The sequence below is a fragment of the Actinosynnema sp. NPDC002837 genome, from assembly GCF_040295345.1.
Taxonomy (GTDB): Bacteria; Actinomycetota; Actinomycetes; order Mycobacteriales; family Pseudonocardiaceae; genus Actinosynnema.
Genome location: NZ_JBEOVG010000003.1, coordinates 71037 through 94767, shown reverse-complemented (window position 1 = coordinate 94767; position 23731 = coordinate 71037). Strand labels below are relative to the sequence as shown.

Annotated in this window: 17 protein-coding genes and 1 pseudogene; 10 read left to right on the top strand and 8 right to left on the bottom strand. The window is 71.2% G+C overall.

The window, feature by feature from the left end; translation table 11 throughout:
* The first annotated feature begins 32 nt into the window (after positions 1-32).
* Complete coding sequence (locus ABTZ99_RS03140) at positions 33-1193, top strand: sensor histidine kinase (RefSeq protein WP_499607741.1); 1161 nt, start codon at positions 33-35, stop codon at positions 1191-1193.
* Between the two features lie 69 nt (positions 1194-1262).
* Here the strand turns inward: ABTZ99_RS03140 and ABTZ99_RS03135 are convergent, their stop codons facing one another.
* On the bottom strand, positions 1263-1991 hold the full coding sequence (locus tag ABTZ99_RS03135; RefSeq protein WP_498771510.1) for a hypothetical protein: 729 nt from the start codon (positions 1989-1991) through the stop codon (positions 1263-1265).
* Between the two features lie 323 nt (positions 1992-2314).
* Between ABTZ99_RS03135 and ABTZ99_RS03130 the strand changes: the two genes are divergently transcribed.
* A complete protein-coding gene (locus ABTZ99_RS03130) occupies positions 2315-3616 on the top strand; it encodes an amidohydrolase family protein (protein ID WP_499607738.1) in 1302 nt (433 codons plus the stop codon).
* 1 nt (position 3617) lies between these two features.
* Here the strand turns inward: ABTZ99_RS03130 and ABTZ99_RS03125 are convergent, their stop codons facing one another.
* Together ABTZ99_RS03125 and ABTZ99_RS03120 are read right to left on the bottom strand one after the other, a co-directional pair.
* Positions 3618-4298: an SDR family oxidoreductase gene (locus ABTZ99_RS03125; RefSeq protein ID WP_499607735.1), complete on the bottom strand. Its 681-nt coding sequence runs from the start codon at positions 4296-4298 to the stop codon at positions 3618-3620.
* A 138-nt stretch (positions 4299-4436) separates the two neighbouring features.
* Positions 4437-4676: a hypothetical protein gene (locus ABTZ99_RS03120; RefSeq protein WP_499607974.1), complete on the bottom strand. Its 240-nt coding sequence runs from the start codon at positions 4674-4676 to the stop codon at positions 4437-4439.
* A gap of 136 nt (positions 4677-4812) precedes the next feature.
* Between ABTZ99_RS03120 and ABTZ99_RS03115 the strand changes: the two are divergent.
* Positions 4813-6015 (top strand): annotated as a pseudogene (locus ABTZ99_RS03115) (IS110 family RNA-guided transposase).
* Between the two features lie 190 nt (positions 6016-6205).
* Here the strand turns inward: ABTZ99_RS03115 and ABTZ99_RS03110 are convergent.
* The 3 genes from ABTZ99_RS03110 to ABTZ99_RS03100 form a co-directional block, all read right to left on the bottom strand.
* The gene (locus ABTZ99_RS03110; protein WP_499607732.1) at positions 6206-8287 is read right to left on the bottom strand and encodes a PhoX family protein; all 2082 of its coding nucleotides are present in this window, start codon (positions 8285-8287) and stop codon (positions 6206-6208) included.
* A 145-nt stretch (positions 8288-8432) separates the two neighbouring features.
* Complete coding sequence (locus tag ABTZ99_RS03105) at positions 8433-10448, bottom strand: PhoX family protein (protein ID WP_498771502.1); 2016 nt, start codon at positions 10446-10448, stop codon at positions 8433-8435.
* Between the two features lie 62 nt (positions 10449-10510).
* Positions 10511-11671 carry an MFS transporter gene (locus ABTZ99_RS03100; RefSeq protein WP_499607728.1) on the bottom strand — a complete coding sequence of 387 codons (1161 nt, stop codon included), beginning with the start codon at positions 11669-11671 and terminating at the stop codon, positions 10511-10513.
* A gap of 65 nt (positions 11672-11736) precedes the next feature.
* Here ABTZ99_RS03100 and ABTZ99_RS03095 point away from each other — a divergent pair, with 65 nt between their 5' ends.
* Positions 11737-12378 (top strand): HAD family hydrolase, encoded by a 642-nt coding sequence (locus tag ABTZ99_RS03095; RefSeq protein WP_498771962.1) that lies wholly within the window; start codon positions 11737-11739, stop codon positions 12376-12378.
* A gap of 10 nt (positions 12379-12388) precedes the next feature.
* A complete protein-coding gene (locus ABTZ99_RS03090) occupies positions 12389-13117 on the top strand; it encodes an SDR family NAD(P)-dependent oxidoreductase (RefSeq protein ID WP_498771498.1) in 729 nt (242 codons plus the stop codon).
* Positions 13118-13168: 51 nt separating this feature from the next.
* Here ABTZ99_RS03090 and ABTZ99_RS03085 read toward each other — a convergent pair whose 3' ends face one another.
* Positions 13169-14260, bottom strand: coding sequence for an inositol-3-phosphate synthase (locus ABTZ99_RS03085; protein WP_498771496.1), 1092 nt, complete (start codon positions 14258-14260; stop codon positions 13169-13171).
* 41 nt (positions 14261-14301) lie between these two features.
* Complete coding sequence (locus ABTZ99_RS03080) at positions 14302-14847, bottom strand: PadR family transcriptional regulator (protein ID WP_498771494.1); 546 nt, start codon at positions 14845-14847, stop codon at positions 14302-14304.
* 167 nt (positions 14848-15014) lie between these two features.
* Here ABTZ99_RS03080 and ABTZ99_RS03075 point away from each other — a divergent pair, with 167 nt between their 5' ends.
* The 5 genes from ABTZ99_RS03075 (at position 15015) to ABTZ99_RS03055 (ending at position 23617) form a co-directional block, all read left to right on the top strand.
* Positions 15015-15419, top strand: a complete 405-nt coding sequence (locus ABTZ99_RS03075) for a DUF5318 domain-containing protein (protein WP_498771492.1) — start codon at positions 15015-15017, stop codon at positions 15417-15419.
* A 247-nt stretch (positions 15420-15666) separates the two neighbouring features.
* A complete protein-coding gene (locus ABTZ99_RS03070; RefSeq protein ID WP_499607723.1) occupies positions 15667-18345 on the top strand; it encodes a transglycosylase domain-containing protein in 2679 nt (892 codons plus the stop codon).
* 466 nt (positions 18346-18811) lie between these two features.
* Positions 18812-22126 carry a carbohydrate-binding protein gene (locus tag ABTZ99_RS03065; RefSeq protein WP_499607720.1) on the top strand — a complete coding sequence of 1105 codons (3315 nt, stop codon included), beginning with the start codon at positions 18812-18814 and terminating at the stop codon, positions 22124-22126.
* A 22-nt stretch (positions 22127-22148) separates the two neighbouring features.
* Positions 22149-23117 (top strand): S8 family serine peptidase, encoded by a 969-nt coding sequence (locus ABTZ99_RS03060; RefSeq protein ID WP_498771486.1) that lies wholly within the window; start codon positions 22149-22151, stop codon positions 23115-23117.
* On the top strand, positions 23114-23617 hold the full coding sequence (locus tag ABTZ99_RS03055) for a hypothetical protein (RefSeq protein WP_498771484.1): 504 nt from the start codon (positions 23114-23116) through the stop codon (positions 23615-23617). The genes ABTZ99_RS03060 and ABTZ99_RS03055 overlap by 4 nt, the downstream gene beginning before the upstream one ends.
* Positions 23618-23731 lie beyond the last annotated feature (114 nt).

The window sequence follows — 23731 nt, the reverse complement described above, 5'->3', positions numbered from 1 at the left end:
TCACGCGCCGCGACCACCTACCGTGAGGTCCCGTGGAGAGCACTCAGCTCGGGTGGCGGGCCCTGCTCCGCCGCCAGTGGCCGCTGGCGTGCGCCCTGCTCTTCCTCGTCGGCGGCGAGTTCCTCGGCGAGGTCGGCTGGTGGCACCTGCCCGGTGCGGTCGTGGTCTGCGCGCTGGCCGTGCTCGCGCCACGGCGCCCGTTCGACGCCGCGCTGAGCGCCGCGACGGCGGTGGTGGCGAGTTCGGTCCTGCTGCGCGTGGCGGGCGTCGCGCCCGTGACGCCGATGATCGGCGGCCTGGTGGTGGCCGAGGTCGCGGCGCTGATGGCGATCCTCGCGGTGGCGGTGCGGCACGTGCCGCCGGCGCGCGCGGTGGCCGGGGTGGTGCTGCTCGTCGCGGTGTCGGCGTCGGCCGCCGTCGTGCGACCGGAGTACCGGTCGCCGTATTGGTCCGACGACTACAGCGGTCCCGGGTTCTGGGCCCAGGCGGTGTTCGGCGGGGTGCTGCTGGCCCTGTCGGTGGGCACCGGGCTGTACTTCCGCGCCCGCGACCGGGAACGCGCGACCGCCGTGCGGGCCGAGGTCGCGGCGGCGCAGCACACCGAGCGGATGGCGCTGGCCCGCGAGCTGCACGACGTGATCGCGCACTACGTGACCGGGATGGTGGTGCACGCGCAGGCGGCGCAGGCCGTGCCGGCGGCGGCGCAGGAGGCGTTGCCGATCATCGTGCGCAGCGGCAACGAGGCGTTGGCCGAGATGCGCCGCCTGGTCGGCACGTTGCGCGACACCGAGGCCGACGCGCCGACCGCGTCCAGCGACCTGGCCGACGACGTGCGCGGTGTGGTGGAGCGGTCCGGTCAGCACGTGCGGCTGCACGTCGACCTGCCGGTGCCCGTGCCGCCGTCGTTGGGGCGCTCGGTGCTGCGGCTGGTGCAGGAGTCCTTGACCAACGCGCGCAAGCACGCCGAGGAAGCGTCCTCTGTGGACGTCTCGGTGTCCGTTTCGGACGGTGTGGTGCACGTGCTGGTGGCCGACGACGGGCGGGCGCGGAAGACGCCGCCGGTCGGCGGGTCGGGCGGCTACGGGTTGGTGGGCATGCGGGAGCGCGTCGAGCTGCTCGGCGGGCGGTTCAGCGCGGGCACGCGGGCCGGCGGCGGCTGGGAGGTGCGCGCCGCCCTGCCCGTGGTGCGGTGACCGGTTCCCCGACCGCACCACCGGCAGTCCCGCGCGGCCCGCGCGTCCTGGGCGCACGACCGTGACCGGTCAGCCGGCGGTCGGGTGCGACGCGGGCAGTTCGGCGGGCAGCGGGTAGGTGAAGGACCGCGCCGGTTCCTCCGGCGCGAGGTGCCGGTCGACGACGGGACGGCGGCGGGCTCCGCGGTCCTGGTCGGGGATCGTCGGCCGGTAGTCGCCCAGCCACGTGGTGACGTCGCCGGAGAGCCGGGCGTTCTCCTCGTGCAGCTCTCGCACCTGGTGCTCCAGCTCGGCGATCCGCGCCTCCGCGTCGCGGTGCACCCGGACCACCGTCCACAACATCTCGTACGCGCTCGACTCCGGCTTCGGGGAGGTCTCCCCGTCGGCCGGGGTGTCGTCGGACGCCGCGTCGTCGGCCGGGGTGTCGTCAGGTGCGGCGAGGCCGTGGTTGCGCGCCCATTCCAGGCCGCCGATCATCGTCGTGGTGATGTCGTCGACCTCCGGGTCCAGCCAGCGCGGACGCGGGTCGTCGGTCTCCCGGCCGGTGACGAGGCCGTGCAGGTAGCGGGCCGTGGCCAGCACCTCCGGCGCGAGCGTCGGGTGCACGGCGGCGTGGACCAGGCTCGCGACCCGGTCCCACGGCGGCACGCAGTCGGGCCGCGCCTGCGCGCCGATCCAGCGCGTCACCTCGGCCCGGACCGCGCCGAGCGACCGGCCGTGGGCCCAGTGCCCGGGTGTTCGCGCCGCCCGCCGGAGCACCCGCCGGTACGCGGTGCTCATCCGACCGTTGTCGTCCACGAGGTGCACCAACAGGAACAGCGCGAGCCATCGACGTTCCCGGGACAGGTCCGGTTCGGAGAAATCGGCCTCCGATCGCAGGACCGCCGCCGCGGGTTCCCCCCTGCCGCGACGCTCGCCGGGTTGAGCACTTCCACCGTTACGAGCCACTGTCACTCCTTCGCCGGATCAGCGGGACCACCACCTCTCCCAACGTTTCGGAGGTTACGTCCATCCGGCGGGTGAACACCGCCCGAGAAGGTCAAACCCACTGTTCGGGTTACGGGGTGAGGCGTGGGCCGCCACGTTGTGTGTCGCTCGTTCGAGTGCGGCAGGATCGGGGTATGTCGCTGCGCCTGCACGCCCCCGTGGTCCTGCCCTGCGATCCCGCCTGCACCGTCCTGCGCGACGCCGTCGTCGACGTCGTCGACGGCCGGGTCGCGCACGTCGGCCCGGCGGCCGACGCCCCGGAGTTCGCGGGCGAGGTCCGCCGGCTGAGCGGGATCCTGTTGCCCGGCCTGGTGAACGCGCACGCGCACAGCCCGATGGTGCTGCTGCGCGGCATGGGCGGCGACCTGCCGCTGCTGCGCTGGCTGCGCGAGGCGATGTGGCCGGCCGAGGCGAAGATGAAGCCGTCGGACATCCGGGTCGGCATGCTGCTCGGCGCGGTGGAGATGCTGCGCAACGGCGTGACCACGAGCGCCGAGATGTACTTCCACGGCGAGCAGCTCGCGGACGCGGTGCTCGCGGCCGGGTCGCGCGTGCTGTTCGGTGCGGCGATCATGGACCTGCCGGGGATGCCGTGGCGGCCGATGACCGACGAGATCACCCGGTGGATCGACGCCGACGGGCTGCGGTTCGGGCCGGACGAGCGGGTCGAGCTGAGCTACGGGCCGCACTCGGCGTACATCCTGTCGCCGGAGGCGCTCGGCGAGATCGCGGGCGAGGCGCGTGACCGCGGCGCGCTGGTGCAGGTGCACGTGGCCGAGTCGCCGGAGGAGGACCTGGAGCAGCGGGCGTCGCACGGGTCCGTGCCGCGGTTGTTGGAGCAGGCGGGCGTGCTGGGCGGGCGGGTGCTGTCGGCGCACTCCGTGCACCTGTCGCCGGAGGACGTGGCGATCTACGCCCGGCACGGGGTCGGCATCGCGCACTGCCCCGGCTCGAACACCAAGCTGGCGTCGGGCATCGCGCCGTTGCGGTCGTACCTGGACGCGGGCGTCGCGGTCGGGTTGGGCACCGACGGGCCGGCGTCCAACGACGACCTGGACCTGTTCGAGGAGGCCAGGTTGGCGGCGCTGCTGGCGCGCGTGACGTCGGGGGACGCGACCGCGATGCGGGCGGCGGACGCGTTGCTGCTCGCCACGCGCGGTGGTGCGGCGGCGTTGGGGCGTGACGACCTGGGCGCGCTCGAGCCCGGTCGGTGGGGCGACGTGGTGCACGTGGACGTGGACGACCCGGCGTTCGCCACGGGGTTGGACGCGCCGGACGAGCAGGTGCTGGCGAACCTGGTGTGGGCTTCGGGCACGCGGCGGGTCAAGGACGTGTGGGTGGCGGGCAAGCAGGTCGTGGCCGACGGCGAGACCACGAACGTGGACCGGCGTGAGGCGCAGGCGGGCGTGCGCGAGGTGGCGGCCCGGCTGCGGTAGTTCAGCGGGGGCGGGGGCGGAGGACGATCTCGGTGAAGTGGGCGTCCTCGCCCGCGTTCACGGCGGTGGCGACGGCCCGGGCCACGGAGTCCGCGTGCAGGTAGAGGTGCGGCTGGTAGTCGCCGTTCTCCTGCTCGCGGACACCGCGCTGCATGTCGGTGTCGACGCGTCCGGGGTGGACGGACGTGACGCGGAGGTCTTCTTCTTCGGCGCGCAGTGCGTCGCCGAAGGCGCGCAGTGCGAACTTGCTGGCGGCGTAGACGCCCCAGTCGGGGTTGGCGCGCAGCCCCGCGCCGGAGTTGATCAGCACGACGTGGCCGCGGGCGGCGCGCAGGAGCGGCAGCGCCAGCCGGGTGAGCTCGGCGACCGCGACCACGTTGACGTCGAGGGTGCGCCGCCAGACGTCGGCGGTCGCGTCGGCGAGCGGGCCGAGTTCGGCGACGCCCGCGCTGTGCACCAGGACGTCCAGGCGCGTGAGGCGGGCGGTGGCCGCGGCCAGGGCGTCGGTGTCGGTGAGCTCGACCGGCCAGGGGCGGGCGGACTCCAGCGTCGCGGCCAGGTCCGCCAACGCGTTCTCGTCGCGTCCGCCGAGCAGCAGGTCGTGCGTCGGGGCGAGGGCGCGCGCCACCGCCGCACCGATCCCACGCGACGCACCGGTCACCAGCGCAACGGGTCGACTCATGCCAGGACCCTAACCAACCACCGCCCGCGGCGTGCCCACCGGCGACGCTTCGCAGGCGTCCCCGGCGAGCGCGTGTCAAAGGTGGGCTGCCGGCGACGTGTCGGTGGCCGGAACGCGGCGAGGTCTCCGGTGAGTGGTTCAGCGACCAAGCGAAACCGCAGTGCCGGAGACCTCGTAGTCGGCGTAGCGGCAGCGGGGCAGGCCGACCTGACCGACGCGCGGTGAGCGGTCTTGCCACTCTTTGCCGCCCGTCGGTGCCAAGTCGGGCCGTCCGCCGAAGTGGAGCAAGAGGCAGTTGATCGACGGCTTTCGGTGGCGGGTGCGGATCGGTGCCGCCGGGTCGATCGTGTGGGACGTGTCGGTGGATCCCACGGTCATCCGGGCGCACCAGCACGCCGCCGGCCGGACCGCTGATAGGGGCACGACCGACCGATGGACAGGTCTCGTCGTAACGTGGGTGCCGGCCGACGATGCCCGTCCCGCGACCACCCGCGACGAACGAACGGCACGACCGATGACCAGCGATTACCAGGTGTTCCTCGGTCTGGATGTGGGCAAGGGCGAGCACCACGCCGTCGGCTTGGACCCCGAAGGAAGCGGCTGCACGACGGACCGCTGCCCAACAGCGAGCCCAGGCTGCGGGCGTTGTTCGACAGACTCGCGGCCCACGGTCCGCTGCTGGTGGTGGTCGACCAGCCTGTGACGATCGGCGCGCTGCCGGTCGCCGTCGCCCGCGCCGCCGGCCTGAAGGTCGCCTACCTGCCCGGCCTGGCCATGCGCCGCGTCGCCGACCTCTACCCCGGCCGCGCGAAGACCGACGCCCGGGACGCCTTCGTCCTCGCCGACGCGGCCCGCAGTCTGCCGCACACGCTGCGTCCGGTCGACGTCGGCGACGAGGCCCTGGCCGAGCTGGACGTGCTGGTCGGGTTCGACGACGACCTGGCCGGCGAGGCCACCCGGATCGGCAACCGCATCCGCGGCCTGCTCGCCGGCGTCCACCCCGCCCTGGAACGCGCCATCGGCCCCAGGATCAGCCACCCGGCGTGCTGGAGATCCTTTCCCGCTGCGGAGGCCCGACCGGCATCGCCAAGGCGGGCCGACGCAAACTCACCGCGATCGCGTCCGCCCACGCCCCGCGGATGGGTGACAAGCTCGTCGAGGCGATCATGACGGCGCTGGACGAGCAGACCGTCACCGTCCCGGGTACCACGGCCGCCGACACGGTGCTGCCCCGCCTGTCCGACAGCCTGAAAACCGTTCTCCTGCAACGCAAACAGGTCGCCGTCGAGGTCGAGGGGATACTCGGTGCACACCCTCTCGCCGGGGTCCTGACCTCCATGCCCGGCATCGGGGTCAGGACCGCAGCCCGCATCCTGCTGGAGATCGGCGACGCCACCGCGTTCAAGTCCTCCGGGCACCTGGCCGCCTACGCCGGCATCGCCCCGGTCACCCGCAGCTCCGGCAGCAGCATCAAGGGCGAGCACCCGGCCCGAACCGGCAACCGCAAACTCAAACGAGCGTTCTTCCTCGCCGCGTTCGCCGCCCTGTCCGACCCCGCCAGCAGAGCCTACTACCAGCGAAAACGCCACCAAGGCAAAAACACAACGCCGCACTGATCTGCCTGGCCCGCCGCCGCTGCGACGTCCTGTTCGCCATGCTCCGCACCAAGACCCACTACCGACACCCCGAAGTCGTCCCCACCCCGATCGCTGCCTGACAACCACATAGGGACACCCCCGGCGACGGCGACGCTTCGCAGGCGTCCCCGGCAAGGGGACCCCTGCTTTCACCCTGCCACGCAGGACCGACGAATCGGCGGCGTCGGGCGTCACCTGTGGACAACTCGCTCGCCTGTGGACAAGTCGGTGGAGGGCTCGGGCGCGGTGGCGCGAGCCCTCCACCCCGGGTCAGCCGCAGATGCGGCCCTTGTCCTTCTTCCACACCGCGACCACGGACGGGCGCGGCTGGGAGTTGCCGCCGTCCGGCCAGTGCGACAGCGGGTTGGCGGCCGAGGCGCCGTCGATCTCGCCGGGGTGCTGCACGGCGACGAGCACGAAGTCGTCCTCGACCACCGGGCCGCACGTCTCGGCGCCCCTCGGCACGGTCAGGAACTGCTTCACCCGGCCGCGGTACGGGCCCTCGACCGGCACCGCGAACAGGCCGTCGTTGGACTTCAGGGCGTTGCCGTCGGTGGAGATCCACAGGTTGCCCCGCGCGTCGAACGCCAGGTTGTCCGGGCACGAGATCGGCGAGACCTGGGTCTTGTCGTAGCCGCCGAAGTACGTGTCGGCCGACGTCGGGTCGCCGCACACCAGCAGCAGCTTCCACGAGAACGACGTGGCGGTGTTGTCGCCGTGGCGCTCCTCCAGCTCCAGCACGTGACCGTGGCGGTTGTTCGGGCGCGGGTTCGGCTCGGTCGCGCCTTCCTTGCCCGCCTTGCCGCGGTCGCTGTTGTTGGTCAGCGCCGCGTACACCCGGCGGTTGCGCGGGTTCGGCTCGACGTCCTCGGGGCGGTCCATCTTGGTCGGGCCGACGGCGTCCGCCGCGAGCCGCGTGAAGACGTAGACCTCCTCGGCGGTGAAGCCGGGCACGAACGAGCGGTCGCCCGCGGCCAGCGGGATCCACTCGCCGGAGCCGTCGAACTCACCGTCGGCGGGCAGCTTGCCGGAACCGTCGATCTCGGCGACCGGGCTGTCGCCGGTGAGCTTGGCGACGTACAGCGTGCCCTTGTCCAGCAGCTTCTTGTTGTGCTCGCGCGCGTGCTTGCTGTTGCCCGGCTTGACCTTCTCGTCGGACACGAACTTGTACATGTAGTCGAAGCGCTCGTCGTCGCCCATGTACGCGACCACGCGGCCGTCCCGGGCGACGATCACGTTCGCGCCCTCGTGCTTGAAGCGGCCCAGCGCGGTGTGCTTGACCGGGGTCGAGTCCGGGTCGAGCGGGTCGATCTCGACGACCCAGCCGAACCGGTTGACCTCGTTGGGCTCCTGCGCCACGTCGAAGCGCTTGTCGAACCGCTCCCACTTGCGGGTGGACGCCGCGCCGGACAGGCCGTAGCGGGCCAGCCGCGCCTTGGCGACCGGGTCGGTGACCGAGCCCGCGTTGGCGAAGTACTGGTTGAAGTTCTCCTCGCCGGACAGGATCGTGCCCCACGGCGTCACGCCGCCGGCGCAGTTGTTGAGCGTGCCCAACACCTTCGTGCCGGTCGGGTCGGCGGAGGTCTTGAGGTACTTCGAGCCCGCCGCCGGCCCGGTGACCGCGAACTCCGAGGTCGCGGTCAGCCGCCGGTTGTAGCGCCGGTCCAGCTTGGGCACGAGCTTCCCGCTGCGCCGGTCGCGCTCGACCAGCACCACCGACGCGCCGTGCGCGGCCCAGGCGATCTCGGTCTGCTCACGGGTCGGGTTGGCCGCGTCCCAGTCCTTGAACAGGAACTCCTCGGAGGTGTACTCGTGGTTGGCCACGAGCACCCACCGGTCGTGCCCGCCGACCGGCACCAGGCCGAGGAAGTCGCAGTTGTAGCCGAACTGCTTCGCCTGCGCGGCCGGGGTCTGGCGGTCGAAGTCGAACGCGGGCGCGCCGGGCACCACCGGGTCGCCCCAGCGCAGCACGACGCCCTGCTCGTAGCCCTCGGGCGCGACGACGCGGTCCTCGGTGTTGGGCGCGACGGCGGTGAAGTTCAGGCCGTCACGTCGACGACCGCCGCCGAGGTCGGCGTCGGGGGCGACCTCGGGCTTCGCGGCGGCGCTGCCGGCACCGACCAGCCCGACACCCGCGCCCGCGACGGCGAGCACCGCGCCCGCCTTGAGCAGGCCGCGCCGACGCACGACCTCGCCGACGACGTCACCGAAGTAGGCGTTGTCGGAGGTGTTGGGCGCCTCGTGCGCGCACGCGTCGCCGCAGCGGTACTTGCAGGTGATCGCCGAACGCCCGAGGGGGTGGTTGGGCAGCAGGGGCAGCAGACGCCGCCCCCGATCGGTGGATGAGGACACGCGGACCTCCGAGATCGCTCAGTGGGAACCGGGCGACCGTAAGAGGGCAAGTCCACCTGCAGCGGACTTCGAAGTGAACGCGAGGCGAACACCTCGGGCGTCGACGAGCCGGAACCGCCAGCTCACACGGGGTGTCGCCGGGCGGTCACTCACCGATGCGGTGGTGGTCGCGCCAGACCGCGACGACCGCGGAGCGCGGTTGCGAGTCGCCGCCGTCCGGCCAGTGCGAGACCGGGTTGTCCGCACTGGCGCCGTCCACCTCGCCGGGGTGCTGCACGCACACCGTGACCACGCGTTCGCCGATCACCGGCCCGCACGTCTCCGCGCCGCGCGGCACGGTGAGGAACGCCTGGAGCCGCCCGCGGTGCGGCCCGGACACCGGCACGGCGTACAGGCCGTCGTTGTAGCCGTTGAGCGCGCCGCCCGAGTCGCTGGAGATCCACAGGTTGCCGTGCCGGTCGAACGCCACGTTGTCGGGGCTGGAGACCGGGGAGACCCGGGTCTTGTCGTAGCCCGCGAAGTAGGTGTCGGGCGAGGCCGGGTCGCCGCAGACCAGCATCAGGTTCCACGTGAAGGTGAGCGCGAGGGCGTCGCCGCCGCGCTCGGCGAGTTCCAGCACCTGGCCGTGCTTGTTGGCCACGCGCGGGTTCGGCTCGGTCGCGCCCTCCTTGCCCTCCTTGCCGCGGTCGACGTTGTTGCTCAGGGCGAGGTAGACGACACCGGTGCGCGGGTGGGTCTGGATGTCCTCGGGACGGTCCATCCTGGTCGCGCCGACCTTGTCCGCGGCGAGCCGGGTGAAGACGTAGACCTCTTCGGCGGTCATGCCCGGCACGAACGACCGCGTGCCGCTGACCAGCGGGATCCACTCGCCGCGGCCGTCGAACCGGCCGTCGGAGGGCAGCCTGCCGGAGCCGTCGATCTCGGCGGGCGGGCTGTCGCCGGTGAAGCGGGCGACGTAGAGCGTGCCGTCGTCGAGGAGGGTCATGTTGTGCCGGCGGGCGGCTTTGCCGTCGCCGCGGCGCACCTTGCCGGTGGAGACGAACTTGTAGACGTACTCGAACCGCTCGTCGTCGCCGGAGTAGGCGACCACCCGGCCGTCGCCCGCGATGCGGACGTTCGCGCACTCGTGCTTGAAGCGGCCGAGCGCGGTGTGCTTGACCGGCGTGGAGTCGGGGTCGAGCGGGTCGATCTCGACGACGTAGCCGAACCGGTTGGCCTCGTTGGGCTCCCGCGCCAGGTCGAAGCGCCGGTCGAACCGCTCCCACTTGCGGGTGGTGGCCGTGCCGGTGATGCCGTAGCGGGTCAGGCGCGGGTCGGCCAGCGCGTCGGCGTTGCCGAAGTACTGGTTGAAGTTCTCCTCACCGGACAGGATCGTGCCCCACGGCGTGACGCCGCCGGCGCAGTTGTTCAGCGTGCCGAGCACCAGCGTGCCGGTCGGGTCGGCGGAGGTCTTGAGGTACTCCGAGCCCGCCGCCGGACCGGTGAGCCGGAACGGCGTCGTGGCCGTGATGCGGCGGTTGTAGCGGGAGAACCGCGTGCTCAGCCGGCCGTCGCGGGACTGGTGGACCTGCACGACGGACAGGCCGTGCGCCGCCCACGCGATCTCGACCTGCTCGCGGGTGGGGTTCTCGGCGTCGTAGCCGCGGAACATGAACGGCTCGCCGGTGTACTCGTGGTTGGTGACGAGCAGGTTCGCCCGTCCCGTCGGGTCCAGCGGCAGCAGCGCGGCGAAGTCGCAGTTGAACCCGAACTGGCGGGCCTGCGCGGCGGCGGTCTGGCGGTCGAAGTCGAACTCCGGCGCGTCGGGGAAGAGCGGGTCGCCCCAGCGGATCACGACTTCCTGGCGGTAGCCCTCGGGGACGACGACGGCGTCCAGCGCGTTCGGCGCGACGGGTTCGAAGTCCAGGCCGAGCGGACGCGATCCGGCCGCCGCGCTGTCCGTGCCGGCCGCCGCTGTGCCCGTCCCGGCCGCCGCGCCACCGCCGACCGCGGCGACGACCAGCGCCGCTTTGATGGCCGTGCGGCGGTCGACCAGGTCGTCGAAGGACGGGTTGCCCGAGGTGTTCGGCACGTCGTGGAAGCACGCGTCGCCGCAGCGGTACTCGCAGGTGACGGCCGCGCGGCCGGCGGAGTGGTTGGCCAGCAGGGGAAGGTGTCGCACCACGACGCGCCTCCTACGGTCAGTACGGGACCAACTGACAGTAGGCCGGCGTTCACCTGTTGTTAACCCACCAAGTCCTCACCGACGAGAATCGCTTCGGTCGGCACGGCGCGCTCGGCCGTGCGACCGAGGGCGAGCAGGCCGGCCGCGAGGGCGCAGCACGCGGCGGCGACCACGAACGGGTGGGCGAGGTGGCCGACGAACGTCGCGGCCAGCGCGCCGCCGAACCAGCGCAGGAAGTTGTAGCCCGCGCTCGCCACCTGGCGCGGCGCCGGGCTGACGCTCATCGCCGTGCTCGTGAACAGGGTGTTGAGCACGCCCGAGACCACGCCGCTGACGATCACCGCGACCACCAGGAGCGGCTTGCTCGGCACGGCCATGACCAGCATCAGCACCGCGAACGCGAGCACCGCGGCGACGGTCGTGCGGCGGTCGCCGAAGCGGTCGGCCAGGCGTGGCGCGAGCCAGACCCCCGCCACCGCGACGCACGCGCCCCAGCCGAAGAAGACCAGCCCGATCCGCACCGCGCCCCAGCCGAGGACGAACGGCGACCAGGCCAGCACGGCGAAGAACGCGGCCGTGTAGAGGGCGGAGCCGAGCGCCGTGCGCAGCAGGTCGGGGTGGCGCAGGGCGCGCAGCGGGTCGAGGAGCCGGATCGGGTGCCGCGACTCGTCGTCGGCGAGGAAGACCGCGCACAGCACGAGGGCGACGGCCATCAGCACGGCGGTGCCGATGAACGGGCCGCGCCACGAGAAGCTGCCGAGCAGGGCGCCGAGCAGCGGCCCGACGGACAGGCCGAGGCCGAGCGCGGCTTCGTAGAGCAGGATCGCGCCCTTCCGGCCGCCGGTGGCCGCGCCGACGATCACCGACAGCGCGGTGGCGATGAAGAACGCGTTGCCCAGGCCCCAGACGGCGCGCAGGCCGACGAGCTGGCCGATGTCGCCCGCGAGTGCGCACAGCGTCGTGGCCGCCACGATCAGGGCGAGGCCGCCGACGAGCGTGCGCTTCGCGCCGAAGCGGGCCGACGCGACGCCGGTGAAGAGCATGGCGACGACCTGGACGCCCAGGTAGGAGGAGAAGAGCAGGGTGACCTGCGACGGTGTGGCGCGCAGGCCCTCGGCGATCGACAGCAGGATCGGGTCGACGAGCCCGATGCCCATGAACGCGATCACCGCGGCGAACGCCGTGACCCACACCTGACGGGGTTGGTCGAGGAATTTCACTTAGCTAGCCTAACCAATTATGGTTAGGCTAGCTAAGTAAGTGCGCTCACACTACGGTCATGGGTGTGGATGCGGTGGTGTTCGACCTCGACGGCGTGCTGGTGGACTCCGAGCGGATGTGGGACGAGGTGCGCCAGGCCTTCGCCGCCCGGCACGGTGGCACGTGGCAACCGGCGGCGACCAGGGCGATGCAGGGCATGAGCACGCCCGAGTGGGCGACCTACCTGGTGACCGAGGTCGGCGTGCGGCTGACACCGGCCGAGGCGGCGGCGGGCGTGATCGGCGAGATGGCCGAGCGCTACGCCGAGGGCCCGCCCGTGCTGCCGGGCGCGGTGGACGTCGTGCGCGAGGTGGCGTCGCGCTACCCGGTCGCCATCGCCAGCTCGTCGCCGCCGGTGCTGATCAAGTCGTTCCTCGCCGCGACCGACCTGACCGACGTCGTCCCGGTGGCCCTCTCCAGCGAGCAGGCGGGCGCGGGCAAGCCGGCGCCGGACGTCTACCTCCTGGCCACGTCGAAGCTGGGCGTCGACCCGACCCGCAGCGCGGCGGTGGAGGACTCGACCAACGGCCTGCGCGCGGCCCTGTCCGCCGGCATGACCGTCTACGCCGTCCCGAACGAGCACTTCCCGCCGGATCCGGCGGTGTTGGCGCAGGTCACCGTGCTGCGGCGGCTGTCGGACCTGCCCGGCGCCCTGTCGACGCCCTAGCGTGCCCACCATGGAGCGACGAGTTGCGGTGGTCACCGGGGCGGCGCAGGGGATCGGGCTGCGGGTGGCCGAGGTGCTGCGCGAGGACGGGTACGAGGTGGTCGGGTTCGACCTCACCGAGACCGACGGCGGCGTGGTGGGCGACGTGTCGTCGCCGGCCGACGTGGCCAGGGTGGTCGAGCGGGTCGGCGACCGGGTCGACGTGCTGGTCAACAACGCCGGGATCGCGGGGATCGTGCCGTTCGAGGACACGTCCCTGGAGCTGTGGGAGCGGATGGTGGCGGTCAACCTGACCGGGCCGTTCCTGCTGACGCAGGCGTTGGGCCGGGTGATGCTGGCGCGCGGGCGGGGCGCGGTGGTGAACATCGCGTCCGTGGCCGGGTTGCGCGGCGTCGCCGACCGGGCCGCCTACAACACCACCAAGCACGGGCTGATCGGCATGACGCGCACGCTCGCCGTGGAGTGGGGCGGGCGCGGTGTCCGGGTCAACGCGGTGTGCCCGGGCTGGGTGAAGACCGAGATGGACGTCGAGTCGCAGGCCGGCGGGCACTACGACGACGCCGACATCACCGACCACGTGCCGATGGGCCGGTTCGCGGCGCCCGACGACATCGCGCAGGCCGTCGCCTTCCTGGCCGACCCGGGCCGGAGCGGTTTCATCAACGGCGTCGCGCTGCCCGTGGACGGCGGTTGGACGGCCGACGGGTCGTGGCAGTCGTTGCGGTTGTCCAAGCGCTGACGTGCGAGAAGACCCCCTGCACCCGGTGCAGGGGGTCCGTCGCGAGAGGACTCAGCGCTCGACGTCGCCGCGGATGAACGCCTCGACCGCCTCGTGCGCCTCGGAGTCCGAGTACTGCACGGGCGGGGACTTCATGAAGTAGGACGACGCCGACAGGATCGGGCCGCCGATCCCCCGGTCCAACGCGATCTTGGCGGCGCGCACCGCGTCGATGATGATGCCCGCCGAGTTCGGCGAGTCCCACACCTCGAGCTTGTACTCCAGGTTCAGCGGCACGTCGCCGAACGCCCGGCCCTCCAGCCGCACGTAGGCCCACTTGCGGTCGTCCAGCCACGCCACGTAGTCCGACGGGCCGATGTGGACGTTGCGCTTGCCCAGGTCGCGGTCGACCTGCGAGGTCACCGCCTGCGTCTTGGAGACCTTCTTTGACTCCAGCCGCTCCAGCTCCTTCATGTTCAGGAAGTCCATGTTCCCGCCCACGTTGAGCTGCATCGTCCGGTCGAGCTGGACGCCGCGGTCCTCGAACAGCTTGGCCAGCACGCGGTGCGTGATGGTGGCGCCGACCTGCGACTTGATGTCGTCGCCGACGATCGGCACGCCGGCCGCGCGGAACTTCTCCGCCCACTCCGGGTCGGAGGCGATGAACACCGGCAGCGCGTTGACGAACGCCACGCCGGCGTCGATGGCGGCCTGCGCGTAGAAGCGGTCCGCCTCCTCCGAGCCCACCGGCAGGTAGGACACGAGCACGTCCACCGATGCGTCGCGCAGCGCCTGCGCCACGTCGACCGGCTGCTCGTCGGACTCCTCGATGGTCTCCCGGTAGAACCGGCCGAGCCCGTCGAGGGTGTGACCGCGCTGCACGGTGACGCCCAGCGGCGGCACGTCGGCGATCTTGATCGTGTTGTTCTCGCTCGCCCCGATGGCCTCGGACAGGTCCGAGCCGACCTTCTTGGCGTCCACGTCGAACGCGGCGACGAACTCGATGTCGCGCACGTGGTAGTCGCCGAACCGGACGTGCATCAGACCGGGCACGCGGGTGCTCGGGTCGGCATCGCGGTAGTAGTGGACGCCCTGCACCAGCGACGCCGCGCAGTTGCCGACCCCGACAATGGCCACTCGAACGGTGCGGCGGTTGTCGCCCATGCCGAGTCCTCCTTAGTTCTTCCGTGCTCGTATTCGGGGGGTTATTGGTCCCGCTCGCGCTGTTCGGCCTGTTCATGGGCGATCAGCTCGTTCAACCACCGCACTTCGCGCTCGGTGCTCTCCAGCCCGAGCCGGTGCAGCTCCCGGGTGTACCGGTCGATGCGCTCGCTGGTAGCCGATAACGAGGTGCGCAGCCCCTCGCGGCGTTCCTCGACGCGACGCCGGCGGCCTTCGAGGATGCGCATCCTGATCTCGGCCGGGGTCCGGGAGAAGAAGGCCAGGTGCACGCCGAACGAGTCGTCGTCCCACGTCTGGGGTCCGGCGTTGACCAGCAGTTCGGCGAACCTCTCCTTGCCCTCCGCGGTGAGCTTGTAGACCTTGCGCGCCCGACGGCCCCAGCGGGCCGAGTCCTCCTCGGGCACTTCCTCGACGATGAGGCCGCCGCGTTGCAGCTTTCGCAACGTGGGGTACAGCGTCCCGTAGGAGAACGCGCGGAACGCACCCAGCAGCTCGTGGAGCCGTTTGCGCAGCTCGTAGCCGTGCATGGGCGCCTCGTGCAGCAGGCCGAGCACCGCGAACTCCAGCACGCGCACCTCCTCGCTCGGGTGAGCGCCGATGGGTGTGCTCAGTATATCGGTGCGATACATCCGCGCACGCCGACGCGGTGTCACGTGGCACACAGCGACCCCTACCTTCGGCCCACTGCCCTGAACGGCCCATCGACGCGGTTGGGGCGGCACGTACTCTGGTCGTCGTGTCGACCCAACGCCAGGTCGTGGACTACGCCTTGCAGCGCCGCGCGCTGCTGGCGGAGGTCTACGCGGGCCGAGTGGGCACGATGGAGGTCTGCGACGCCAGCCCGTACCTGCTGCGAGCTGCGAAGTTCCACGGCCGACCGAGCGATGTGACCTGCCCGGTGTGCCGCAAGGAACCGCTCACCCACGTGTCCTGGGTCTACGGCGACGAGCTCAAGCACGCGGCCGGATCCGCGCGCACCACCGACGAGCTGGCCCGCATGGCGACCCTCTTCGAGGAGTTCACCGTGTACGTGGTCGAAGTTTGCCGCACATGTAGTTGGAACCACCTGGTGCAGTCATACGTCCTGGGAACGCGTGGCTTGAACTCAGGCAAGCCGCGCAGGAGGACCGCGGCGGAGTGAACCTGCTCCGACCGCGGGCGCCGCTCCGGCGAGGAGCAGCGGCGTACGACCACCGAACCGCGTGCAACGGCACGCCGGTCTGGGAGGCCATTTCGTGAACGACCAGCATGACGACAGGCATCGTGGCGCGGAGCCGCAGTGGCCGACCGGGGAGGACCCGGACGGCGGCGGGCACGCACCGCGCCACGGCGCCGGGGATCAGCCGGAGCGTCCGAACACCCCGCCAGGTGGTTTCGCGCGCGCTCCGATGGACGGCCCCGGCCCTCGGCACGGCACCCCGCCGGGCGGGTTCTCCCGCCCCGGCCCGCCGCCCGGCGCGGGCGTCCCGCCGGCGGGAGGGACGCCGCCCGGCGGGATTCCCCGCGGCGGCCCGCCGCCACGGCGACCGGCCGGTCCCGGCGCACCCGGCCCCGGCGGCAGGCCCGGCGGCCCCCCGACCGGTCCCGGCGTGGCGGGCAGCGGCCCCGGCGGCCCCGGCCAGCGCCCGAACACGCCTCCCGGCGGCCTGCGCGGACCCGTGCCGCCCGGCGGCCGGCCACCGGTCGGCGGTCCGGGCGGTCCGCGCAGACCCGGCGGTCCCGCCGGTCCGGGCGGTCCGCCGCGGCGTCCCGGCGAGGAGCCGACGGACCTGCTGCCGCCGGTGTACCAGACCACGCCGCGCGAACCTGAGCTCCTCACGCACCGCGAGGACGAGGTCGAGCTCGAGCCGTTCTACGACGACGAGTACGACGAGGAGCTGACCGAGGAGGAGGCCCGCGCCGTGCGTCGCAAGAAGGTCTGGCGCCGCGTGCGCCGCACCGCCTACGTGGCCTTCGGGCTCATGCTGCTGGCGCCCGTCGTCGCGTTCGCCATCGCCTACCAGGTGGTCGAGGTCCCGAACCCGGAGGCCCTCGCGGCCGAACAGGGCAAGGCGATCACGATCCTCTACGCCGACGGCTCCGTGATGACGAAGTACGCCCCCGGCGAGGCGAACCGCACCATGGTCAAGTACGAGGACCTGCCGGATTCGATCAAGCACGCCCTGTTCGCGGCGGAGGACCCGACGTTCGAGACGAACGTCGGCTTCGACCTGAAGGCCATCGCCCGCGCGGCCTACTACCAGCTCAAGGGCGAGCAGAGCGGTGGCTCCGGCCTCACGCAGCAGTACGTCAAGGAAGCCACCGACCAGAGCGACATGACGCTGAGCCGCAAGTTCACCGAGGCGGTCACCGCGTACAAGATGTCGCAGCAGCAGGACAAGAAAGACATCCTGACCGCGTACTTGAACACGATCTACTTCGGCAAGGGCGCCTACGGCATCAAGACGGCGGCGAAGGCGTACTTCGGTCACGACGACCTGAAGAACCTCACCTACTCGCAGGCCGCCCTGCTGGCCGGCATGGTCCAGAACCCGAGCCGGTCCGAGCAGCCCGCGTACGCGCTGGAGCGCTGGAACTACGTGATGGACCAGCTGCTCGAGTACAAGTGGATCGAGCCGTCCTACCGCCAGTCCGAGCCGTTCCCGGAGCCGGTGCCGCAGACCGACGACTCCGGCCTGGCGGGCCCGCGCCTGCACATCCGCAACCAGGTCATCGAGGAGATGGACAAGGTCGGGTGGGACGTCAAGAAGTCCCAGTCGGTCGGCGTCACCGTGCACACCACCATCGACCCGCCGAAGCAGTTGGCGGCCGAGGAGGCGGTGCGCGACATCATGGGCCCGCAGCCGAAGGAGCTGAGGTCCTCCCTCACCGCGATCGACCCGCAGACGGGCGCGGTGAGGGCGTACTACGCGGGCGAGGACGGCGTCGGCCAGGACTTCGCACGCGGCACGATCCAGGAGGCGGGCTCCTCGTTCAAGCCGTTCGACCTGGTGGCGGCGCTGAAGGCGGGCAAGGGCCTCGGCTCGACCTATGACGGCCGCTCGCCGAAGACCTTCAACCTCGGCGGCGACCCCATCGTGATCCGCAACGCGTCGGACCGGAACAACAGCTGCGGCGAGAAGTGTCCCATCCGCAAGGCGATGGAGCTGTCGCTCAACACGGTGTTCTACGAGATGGTGCTGGAGATCGGCACCCAGCCGGTCGCCGACGCGGCGTACGCCGCAGGCATTCCCAGGGTCGTGGACGTCGGCAACGGCGAGGAGAAGCTGCTGGTCAACAAGGAGACCGGCGGCGCGCCGAACGCGGGTATCGCGCTCGGTGGCGGCGAGGCGCAGGTCCGGCCGTTCGACATGGCGTCGGCGTACGCCACGTTCGCCGCGCGCGGCACGTACCACGAGCCGTTCTTCATCTCGAAGATCGCCAACACCGAGGGCAAGGCCGTCTACCAGCACGTCGACGAGTCCCGGCTGGCGTTCGACCCGGACCCGCAGAAGAACCAGGACATCGCCGACAACGTCACCGAGGCGCTCAAGCCCGTCGTGAAGCCGTCGACCGGTCTCGCGTGCGCGGGCCGTGAGTGCGCCGGCAAGACCGGCACGCACGAGCTCCCCAACGACGCCACGCAGAACTCGAAGGCGTGGATGGTCGGCTACACGCCGACGCTGTCGGCGTCGGTGTGGATCGGCAACCCCGCGGGCAGCGTGGCGTTGAAGGACGCGCAGAACCGGCCGATCTTCGGTAGTGGCCTGCCCGGTCAGATCTGGAAGAGGTTCATGGACCGGGCCTTGGAGGGGACGCCGGCGGAGCCGTTCCCGAAGCCGAGGAAGTTGAACCAGTTCGACGACCCGAAGCCGACCACCACGACGACCACCACGACGACCACGCAGAAGCGGGACGAGGACAACCGGTCGACGACGACCGACCCGACCTCGACCAAGCCGACGACCACCAAGCCGACGACCTCGACCCGTCCGTGCGTGGGCCTGGCCTGCCCGCCCACCACCTCCACGACGACGCCGGAGAACGGACCCGATCCGATCGGCGGCGGTGTTCGACCAACGGGTTGACCTGCATATCCGCAGACCAGGAGGGGTTCGGCCGGACGGCCGAACCCCTCCTTTGCATTCCGCTCTATTTCACCCGATCAGACCACGTGGCCGGCTTATCGGACATTCTCGCCGTCACACAAATGGACGCATGTGATCTGCGCCATGTTCCGATGCATTGACCGTGCATTGATCTGTGTAGTTTGCTCGTGCCGGGCATTCAGTACGCCAGGGGGCACCGTGATCGGGATCGACGGCCATTCTCGGCCTATTCGCCACATCGACCGGTAGAACGCAAAACCACTGAGCCGGCACCGCGGACCGAAATCAGGCGGCCTCGATCGAGGTCGCCTGCGCAGCGCGGCGATCCCCGCCAATACACCACGCCATGCGGATGTGCACTCGGCACATCCGCATGGCGAGTGCGCCCGAATTAATTCCCCACGTTCAGAAAGATCAGGCACTGATCGAACGGAGCGATGGACACGTGCGAAGAAAATTGGCACCGCTGTGCGCGACGACAATCGCGATCGCCGCGTTGGCAACGGCCCCACCGGGCGCCGCCGCGCCGGCGACCGACCCCGACTGGAACGCGGTGCGAGAAGTCGCGGTGATCGAACCCCCGGTGGTCGCCGCCGAGAAGCGCGGCGAGCTGCTGGGCAACGGCTGGCAGTCGTCCGGCGACCGGCTGTGGACGACCACCGGCGACGGAACCGGCTTCCACGTGCTGGTGGCCGACGCCAAGACCGGCTACTCGTGGCGCACGGCGGCCACGCTGGTCAAGCCCGCGGTGGACGCCGACACCTGGATCGGCAACGCGTGCGTCACCGGCTCCGGCACCAAGGCCGTCGTGGTCTACGCGCCGCGGACGTTCACCAACGACGAGAAGCTGTCCGCCCGCGGCGGCTTCACCGCCGTCGTCGACCTGGTCACGGGCGCGGTCACCGACCTGCCGGTCCGCACCACGTTGGCGTACTACAACCCCGGCTGCGGCCTCGGGGAGGAGGTCGCGCTCACCCAGGCCGCCGACCTCGACCTCGGCAAGACCGGTCTGCGCACCGTCGACGCGACCACCGGGAAGGTGAGCGACCGCACCGAGGTCACCGGTCAGTTCACCTCGGCCGTCCCGCTGCGGGACGGCTTCGCCGTCGCCGGTGGCACCGGCGTGCTGAAGATCGAACGCGACGGCACGAAGGAACGGATCGCCAAGACCGCCGGCGTGCCGTTCCACCTCAAGGCCGACGCCGACGGCGGCGTCGTGTTCATGGCAGCGGAGAGCGAAGAGGCGGTCAACGTCCAGCGCTCGACCGGCGTGCGCGGCAAGACGTCCCTGCTCGCCAGGGGTGCGACCGGTGAGGTCGACCTGACCGCGACCGGCGGCAGGGTGTTCATCACCGGTGACGCGAAGCTCGAAGCGCTGCCGGCGGTCGTGACCAAGCTCGACCTCCCCGCGGGCTCGGCGGTGTCCACCAACGCAGAGGCAGCGGTCACCGGGGTGGCCCCGACCAAGTCGCCGGTGCAGGTCGAGTCGCAGCCTTGGAGCATCCGGGCCAAGAGCCTCAAGACCGGCCGCGACCTGGCCTTCGGGGTCAACCCCGCCGACGTGCTCAAACCCCGCGAGGTCGAGGCCGACCGCACCTGCGCGGTGCCTCGCAACGACGGGCAGACGCAGGTGATCCAGCCCAAGCCCAAACAGGTCGAGTGGGCGGTGGACATGGCGGTGAAGAACCACTTGGACGTCCTCCGGCCCGCGGGCTGGGGCGGTCACCAGGGCAACTACCGGCCGCAGGTGATGTTCCCGCAGCGCGCCATGACCAACGCCAACGGCGGCCAGGTGCCGGCCCAGGTCATGCTCGGCATCATCGGCCAGGAGTCGAACATGTGGCAGGCCAGCCGGCACACGCTGCCCGGCGAGACCGGCAACCCCCTGATCGGCAACTACTACGGGGTGGACGTCTACAACGGCGACGAGTCCGACGACTGGAACGTGGACTTCACGGAGGCCGACTGCGGCTACGGCGTCACCCAGATGACCGACGGCATGCGCACGGCCGGGCGCACCCGTCCCGGCGAGGTCGCGCTGTCCTACGACAAGCAGCTCGCCATCGGCACCGACTACGCGGCGAACGTCGCGGCGGGCCTGGCCCTGCTGCAGGACAAGTGGAACCAGCTCCAGGCAGCCGGCATGAGGGTGAACAACAACGACGTCACCAGCATCGAGAACTGGTTCTTCGCCGCGTGGGCCTACAACTCCGGTTACCACCCGCCGGGTGAGCCGAACACGAACGGCGCGCACGGCCTCGGCTGGGGCAACAACCCCGCCAACCCGCAGTACGACCCCAACCGACAGCCCTTCGGCGAGGACCCGCACGACTTCGCGCGCCCGCAGTTCTGGCCCTACCCGGAGAAGGTGATGGGTTTCGCGGCCAACCCGCCGTGGGGTCTTGAGGACGAGAACACCGAAGTGCCCTTCTTCAGGCCGGCGAGCTGGGACGGCGGCGACGGCCCGGTGAGCACGCCCGGCACCGGCGCGTACAACCGGCACAAGGTCAAGCCCGACCGGTTCCTGTTCTGCACCAGCGCCAACCAGTGCGTGCCCGGCGGTCTGTTCACGCCGACGGATCCCGACGTGGACGACGACCCGCTGCGGGACACCGGGCCGTGCGCGCACCAGAACGCCGCCGGGCAGTACGACCTGCGCTGCTGGTGGCACGACGCGGCCACGTGGAAGACCGACTGCGCGACGACGTGCGGCTACGAGTTCATCCGGTACGACTGGCCGGACTACTCGCAGGAGCCCGCGAACGGCGTCAGCTACGTGCCCCAGTGCGACGCGCAGGGCCCGGTCAGCACGCGCACGCTGGTGGTCGACCACGGCGCCCCGACCAGGCGTCCGGCCTGCACGCAGATGACGTCGACGGGCACCATGGCGTTCCGCTACGACAAGCCGGCGGCGTGGGTGGACCTGCACCAGCTCGGCAGCGGGTTCGGCGGGCACACGTGGATCAGCCACACCAAGCAGAACACGCCCACCGAGTTGAAGGCCGTGACGACGGCCGACTGGACGCTGAGCCAGAAGATGCGCACCAGGGCCGGTGTGTGGGCCTACATCCCACCGCACGGCTCCACGAAGACCACGGCGGCGGTCTACGAGATCGAGACGGCGCTGGGCAAGCAGACCGTCACGAAGAGCCAGCACGACTACCGCGGCCAGTGGATGCCGCTGGGCAAGTTCGACTTCGACAACATCCCGAAGGTCACGCTGAGCACGCTCACCGGTGACGGGACGACCGGTCGCATCGTGGCGTTCGACGCGATCGCGTTCAGTCCCGAGGACGGGTTCCAGCAGAGCACGGACTACATCTCGCGGTTCGTGCACCTGATCACCCAGAACTGCCTCACGGCCACGACGACGGCATACCCGGCGCCGGTCGTGCACCGGCAGTGCACCGGCAACTTCAGCGACGACTGGCTGGTCCGCTACGTCCCGAACACCAACGCGGAGAACCGCAAGGAGTACCGGATCATCCAGCGGGCCACCGGGCTGTGCCTGGCGCCGAAGTTCGACGCGCCGAACAACCGGTACCTCGCCGAGACCAGGCAGTGCGGCCCCAACCCGTTCACCGACCTGGAATCGCTGTGGGCCAACGGCAAGGACATGAACATGCCGCAGACGTCGGGCGTGTGCAGCCACTACGTCGAGCCGTCGTGCCTCTTCCCGGAAGGTCTCAACGCGGGCGAGGGCACGCCGGTCGTGCTGACCAAGGTCAGGAACGGCATCGAGGAGGCGTACAGCTGGTGACCTGGTCGGGAGTGAGGTAACCGTGGTCGCCGTCCTGGTGGCGGTGGTGGCGTTCTGGGTCGGTCAGCTCGGCTTGGCAGAAGCCTGGACGACCTCTCGCGGTGACGGGGCGACGGTCGCCGTCATCGACACAGGAGTCGACGACGACCACCCGGACCTCACCGGGCGGGTGCTGCCCGGTGCCGAGTTCCCCGATCTCGGCACCGGGGGCCGCGACCTCGTCGGCCACGGCACGGAGGTGGCGGCGCTGGTCGCGGGCCGCCACGGCGTCGCACCGGAGGCCGAGGTGCTTCCGGTGAAGCTCACCGGCAACAGCGCGGACGCCGACGCGGCCGTCCGGTGGGCGGTGGACCGCGGTGCGCAGGTGATCAACATGTCGCTCGGCGGCTCGTACGGCTCGTACGGCGAAGCGCTGCGGTACGCGGCTGAGCGGGACGTGCTGGTGGTCGTCGCGGCGGGCAACACCGGTGTTGACCAAGGCGTCACCGCCTTGGCCCGCACCGCCGGTGCGCTCGCCGTGTCGGCGGTGGACCGCAACGGCCTGTTCCGCCCGGAGGTCAGCGTGTCCGGACCGGAGATCGCGCTGGCCGCGCCGGGTGTGGACATCGCGACCTCACGGGGGGAGCGCAGCGGCACCAGCTACGCCGCCGCGATCGTCTCGGGCACGGCGGCGCTGGTCCGGGCGAGGTACCCGGAACTGACCGCGCCGGAAGTGGCGGAACTGCTCGAAACGACGGCTCGGGAAGCCGGACCGCCGGGCCGCGATCCTCAGTACGGGTTCGGCGTCGTCGATCCGGTTCGCGCGCTGGCCGGCCCACCACCTCGGTCACCGGCCGCGTCCGGCACCTCGCTGGGTGCGCCGGCCGGGGTCTGCGCGGCACTGCTCGTCGGATCGGTCCTGATCCGACGAAGAGCGAAGAGAATGCGGGACCGCAGCACGCGGTCGGCACGCCGACCGAGCACCACACCAATCGGAAGGAATCGAAAGTGAAACCAGCCGGCAAGATCATGGGCACTATTTCTGCCGCACTCTTCGGGATAGCGGCGCTCAGCGGTCCGGCACAAGCCGAACCGGTTGAGGAACACTGCGTCGCGGTGACCGGGAGGACGCCGAAGGACCCGGTTCGGACCGCTTGCTCGACCGACCCGGAAGCCCAGGAGCTGAAAGCCCTTTCAGCGGCCGCGGTACCGCTCATGACGTGGTACGACAATTGGCACTGGGACGGCAGCAACGGCGAGTTCACCTGGTACGGGTACGCCGGGACCTGCGACGCGGAAGGCTACCTCCTCTACTTCGACGAGAACAACTTCCCCGCCTGGAAGGACCGCATCTCGTCTTTCACCGTGCACGGCGGTTGTTGGACCACGGTGGCGTTCGCCGTGGCCTACGACCCCTTCGAAGGACATGCCCGGTACGACGGCGACACCTACTACGTCGGCGATCTCATGAACGATCACACCGAAGGATTCTGGGTCACCTCGCCGCGCTGACCGATCGGCGCACCGGATTCGAAACGGAAAACCATGCCGAAGAGACGTGCACGACGCATGTTAGGCACATCGTTGATATCCCTGGCACTGCTGGCTTCGGGTGCCCCGATCGGC

Excerpts from the sequence above, each read along its gene's own strand:
- ABTZ99_RS03130 (WP_499607738.1), top strand. The coding sequence starts at position 2,315 with ATGTCGCTGCGCCTGCACGCCCCCGTGGTCCTGCCCTGCGATCCCGCC.
- ABTZ99_RS03125 (WP_499607735.1), bottom strand. The coding sequence starts at position 4,298 with ATGAGTCGACCCGTTGCGCTGGTGACCGGTGCGTCGCGTGGGATCGGT.
- ABTZ99_RS03120 (WP_499607974.1), bottom strand. The coding sequence starts at position 4,676 with ATGACCGTGGGATCCACCGACACGTCCCACACGATCGACCCGGCGGCA.
- ABTZ99_RS03090 (WP_498771498.1), top strand. The coding sequence starts at position 12,389 with ATGGAGCGACGAGTTGCGGTGGTCACCGGGGCGGCGCAGGGGATCGGG.
- ABTZ99_RS03085 (WP_498771496.1), bottom strand. The coding sequence starts at position 14,260 with ATGGGCGACAACCGCCGCACCGTTCGAGTGGCCATTGTCGGGGTCGGC.
- ABTZ99_RS03070 (WP_499607723.1), top strand. The coding sequence starts at position 15,667 with ATGGACGGCCCCGGCCCTCGGCACGGCACCCCGCCGGGCGGGTTCTCC.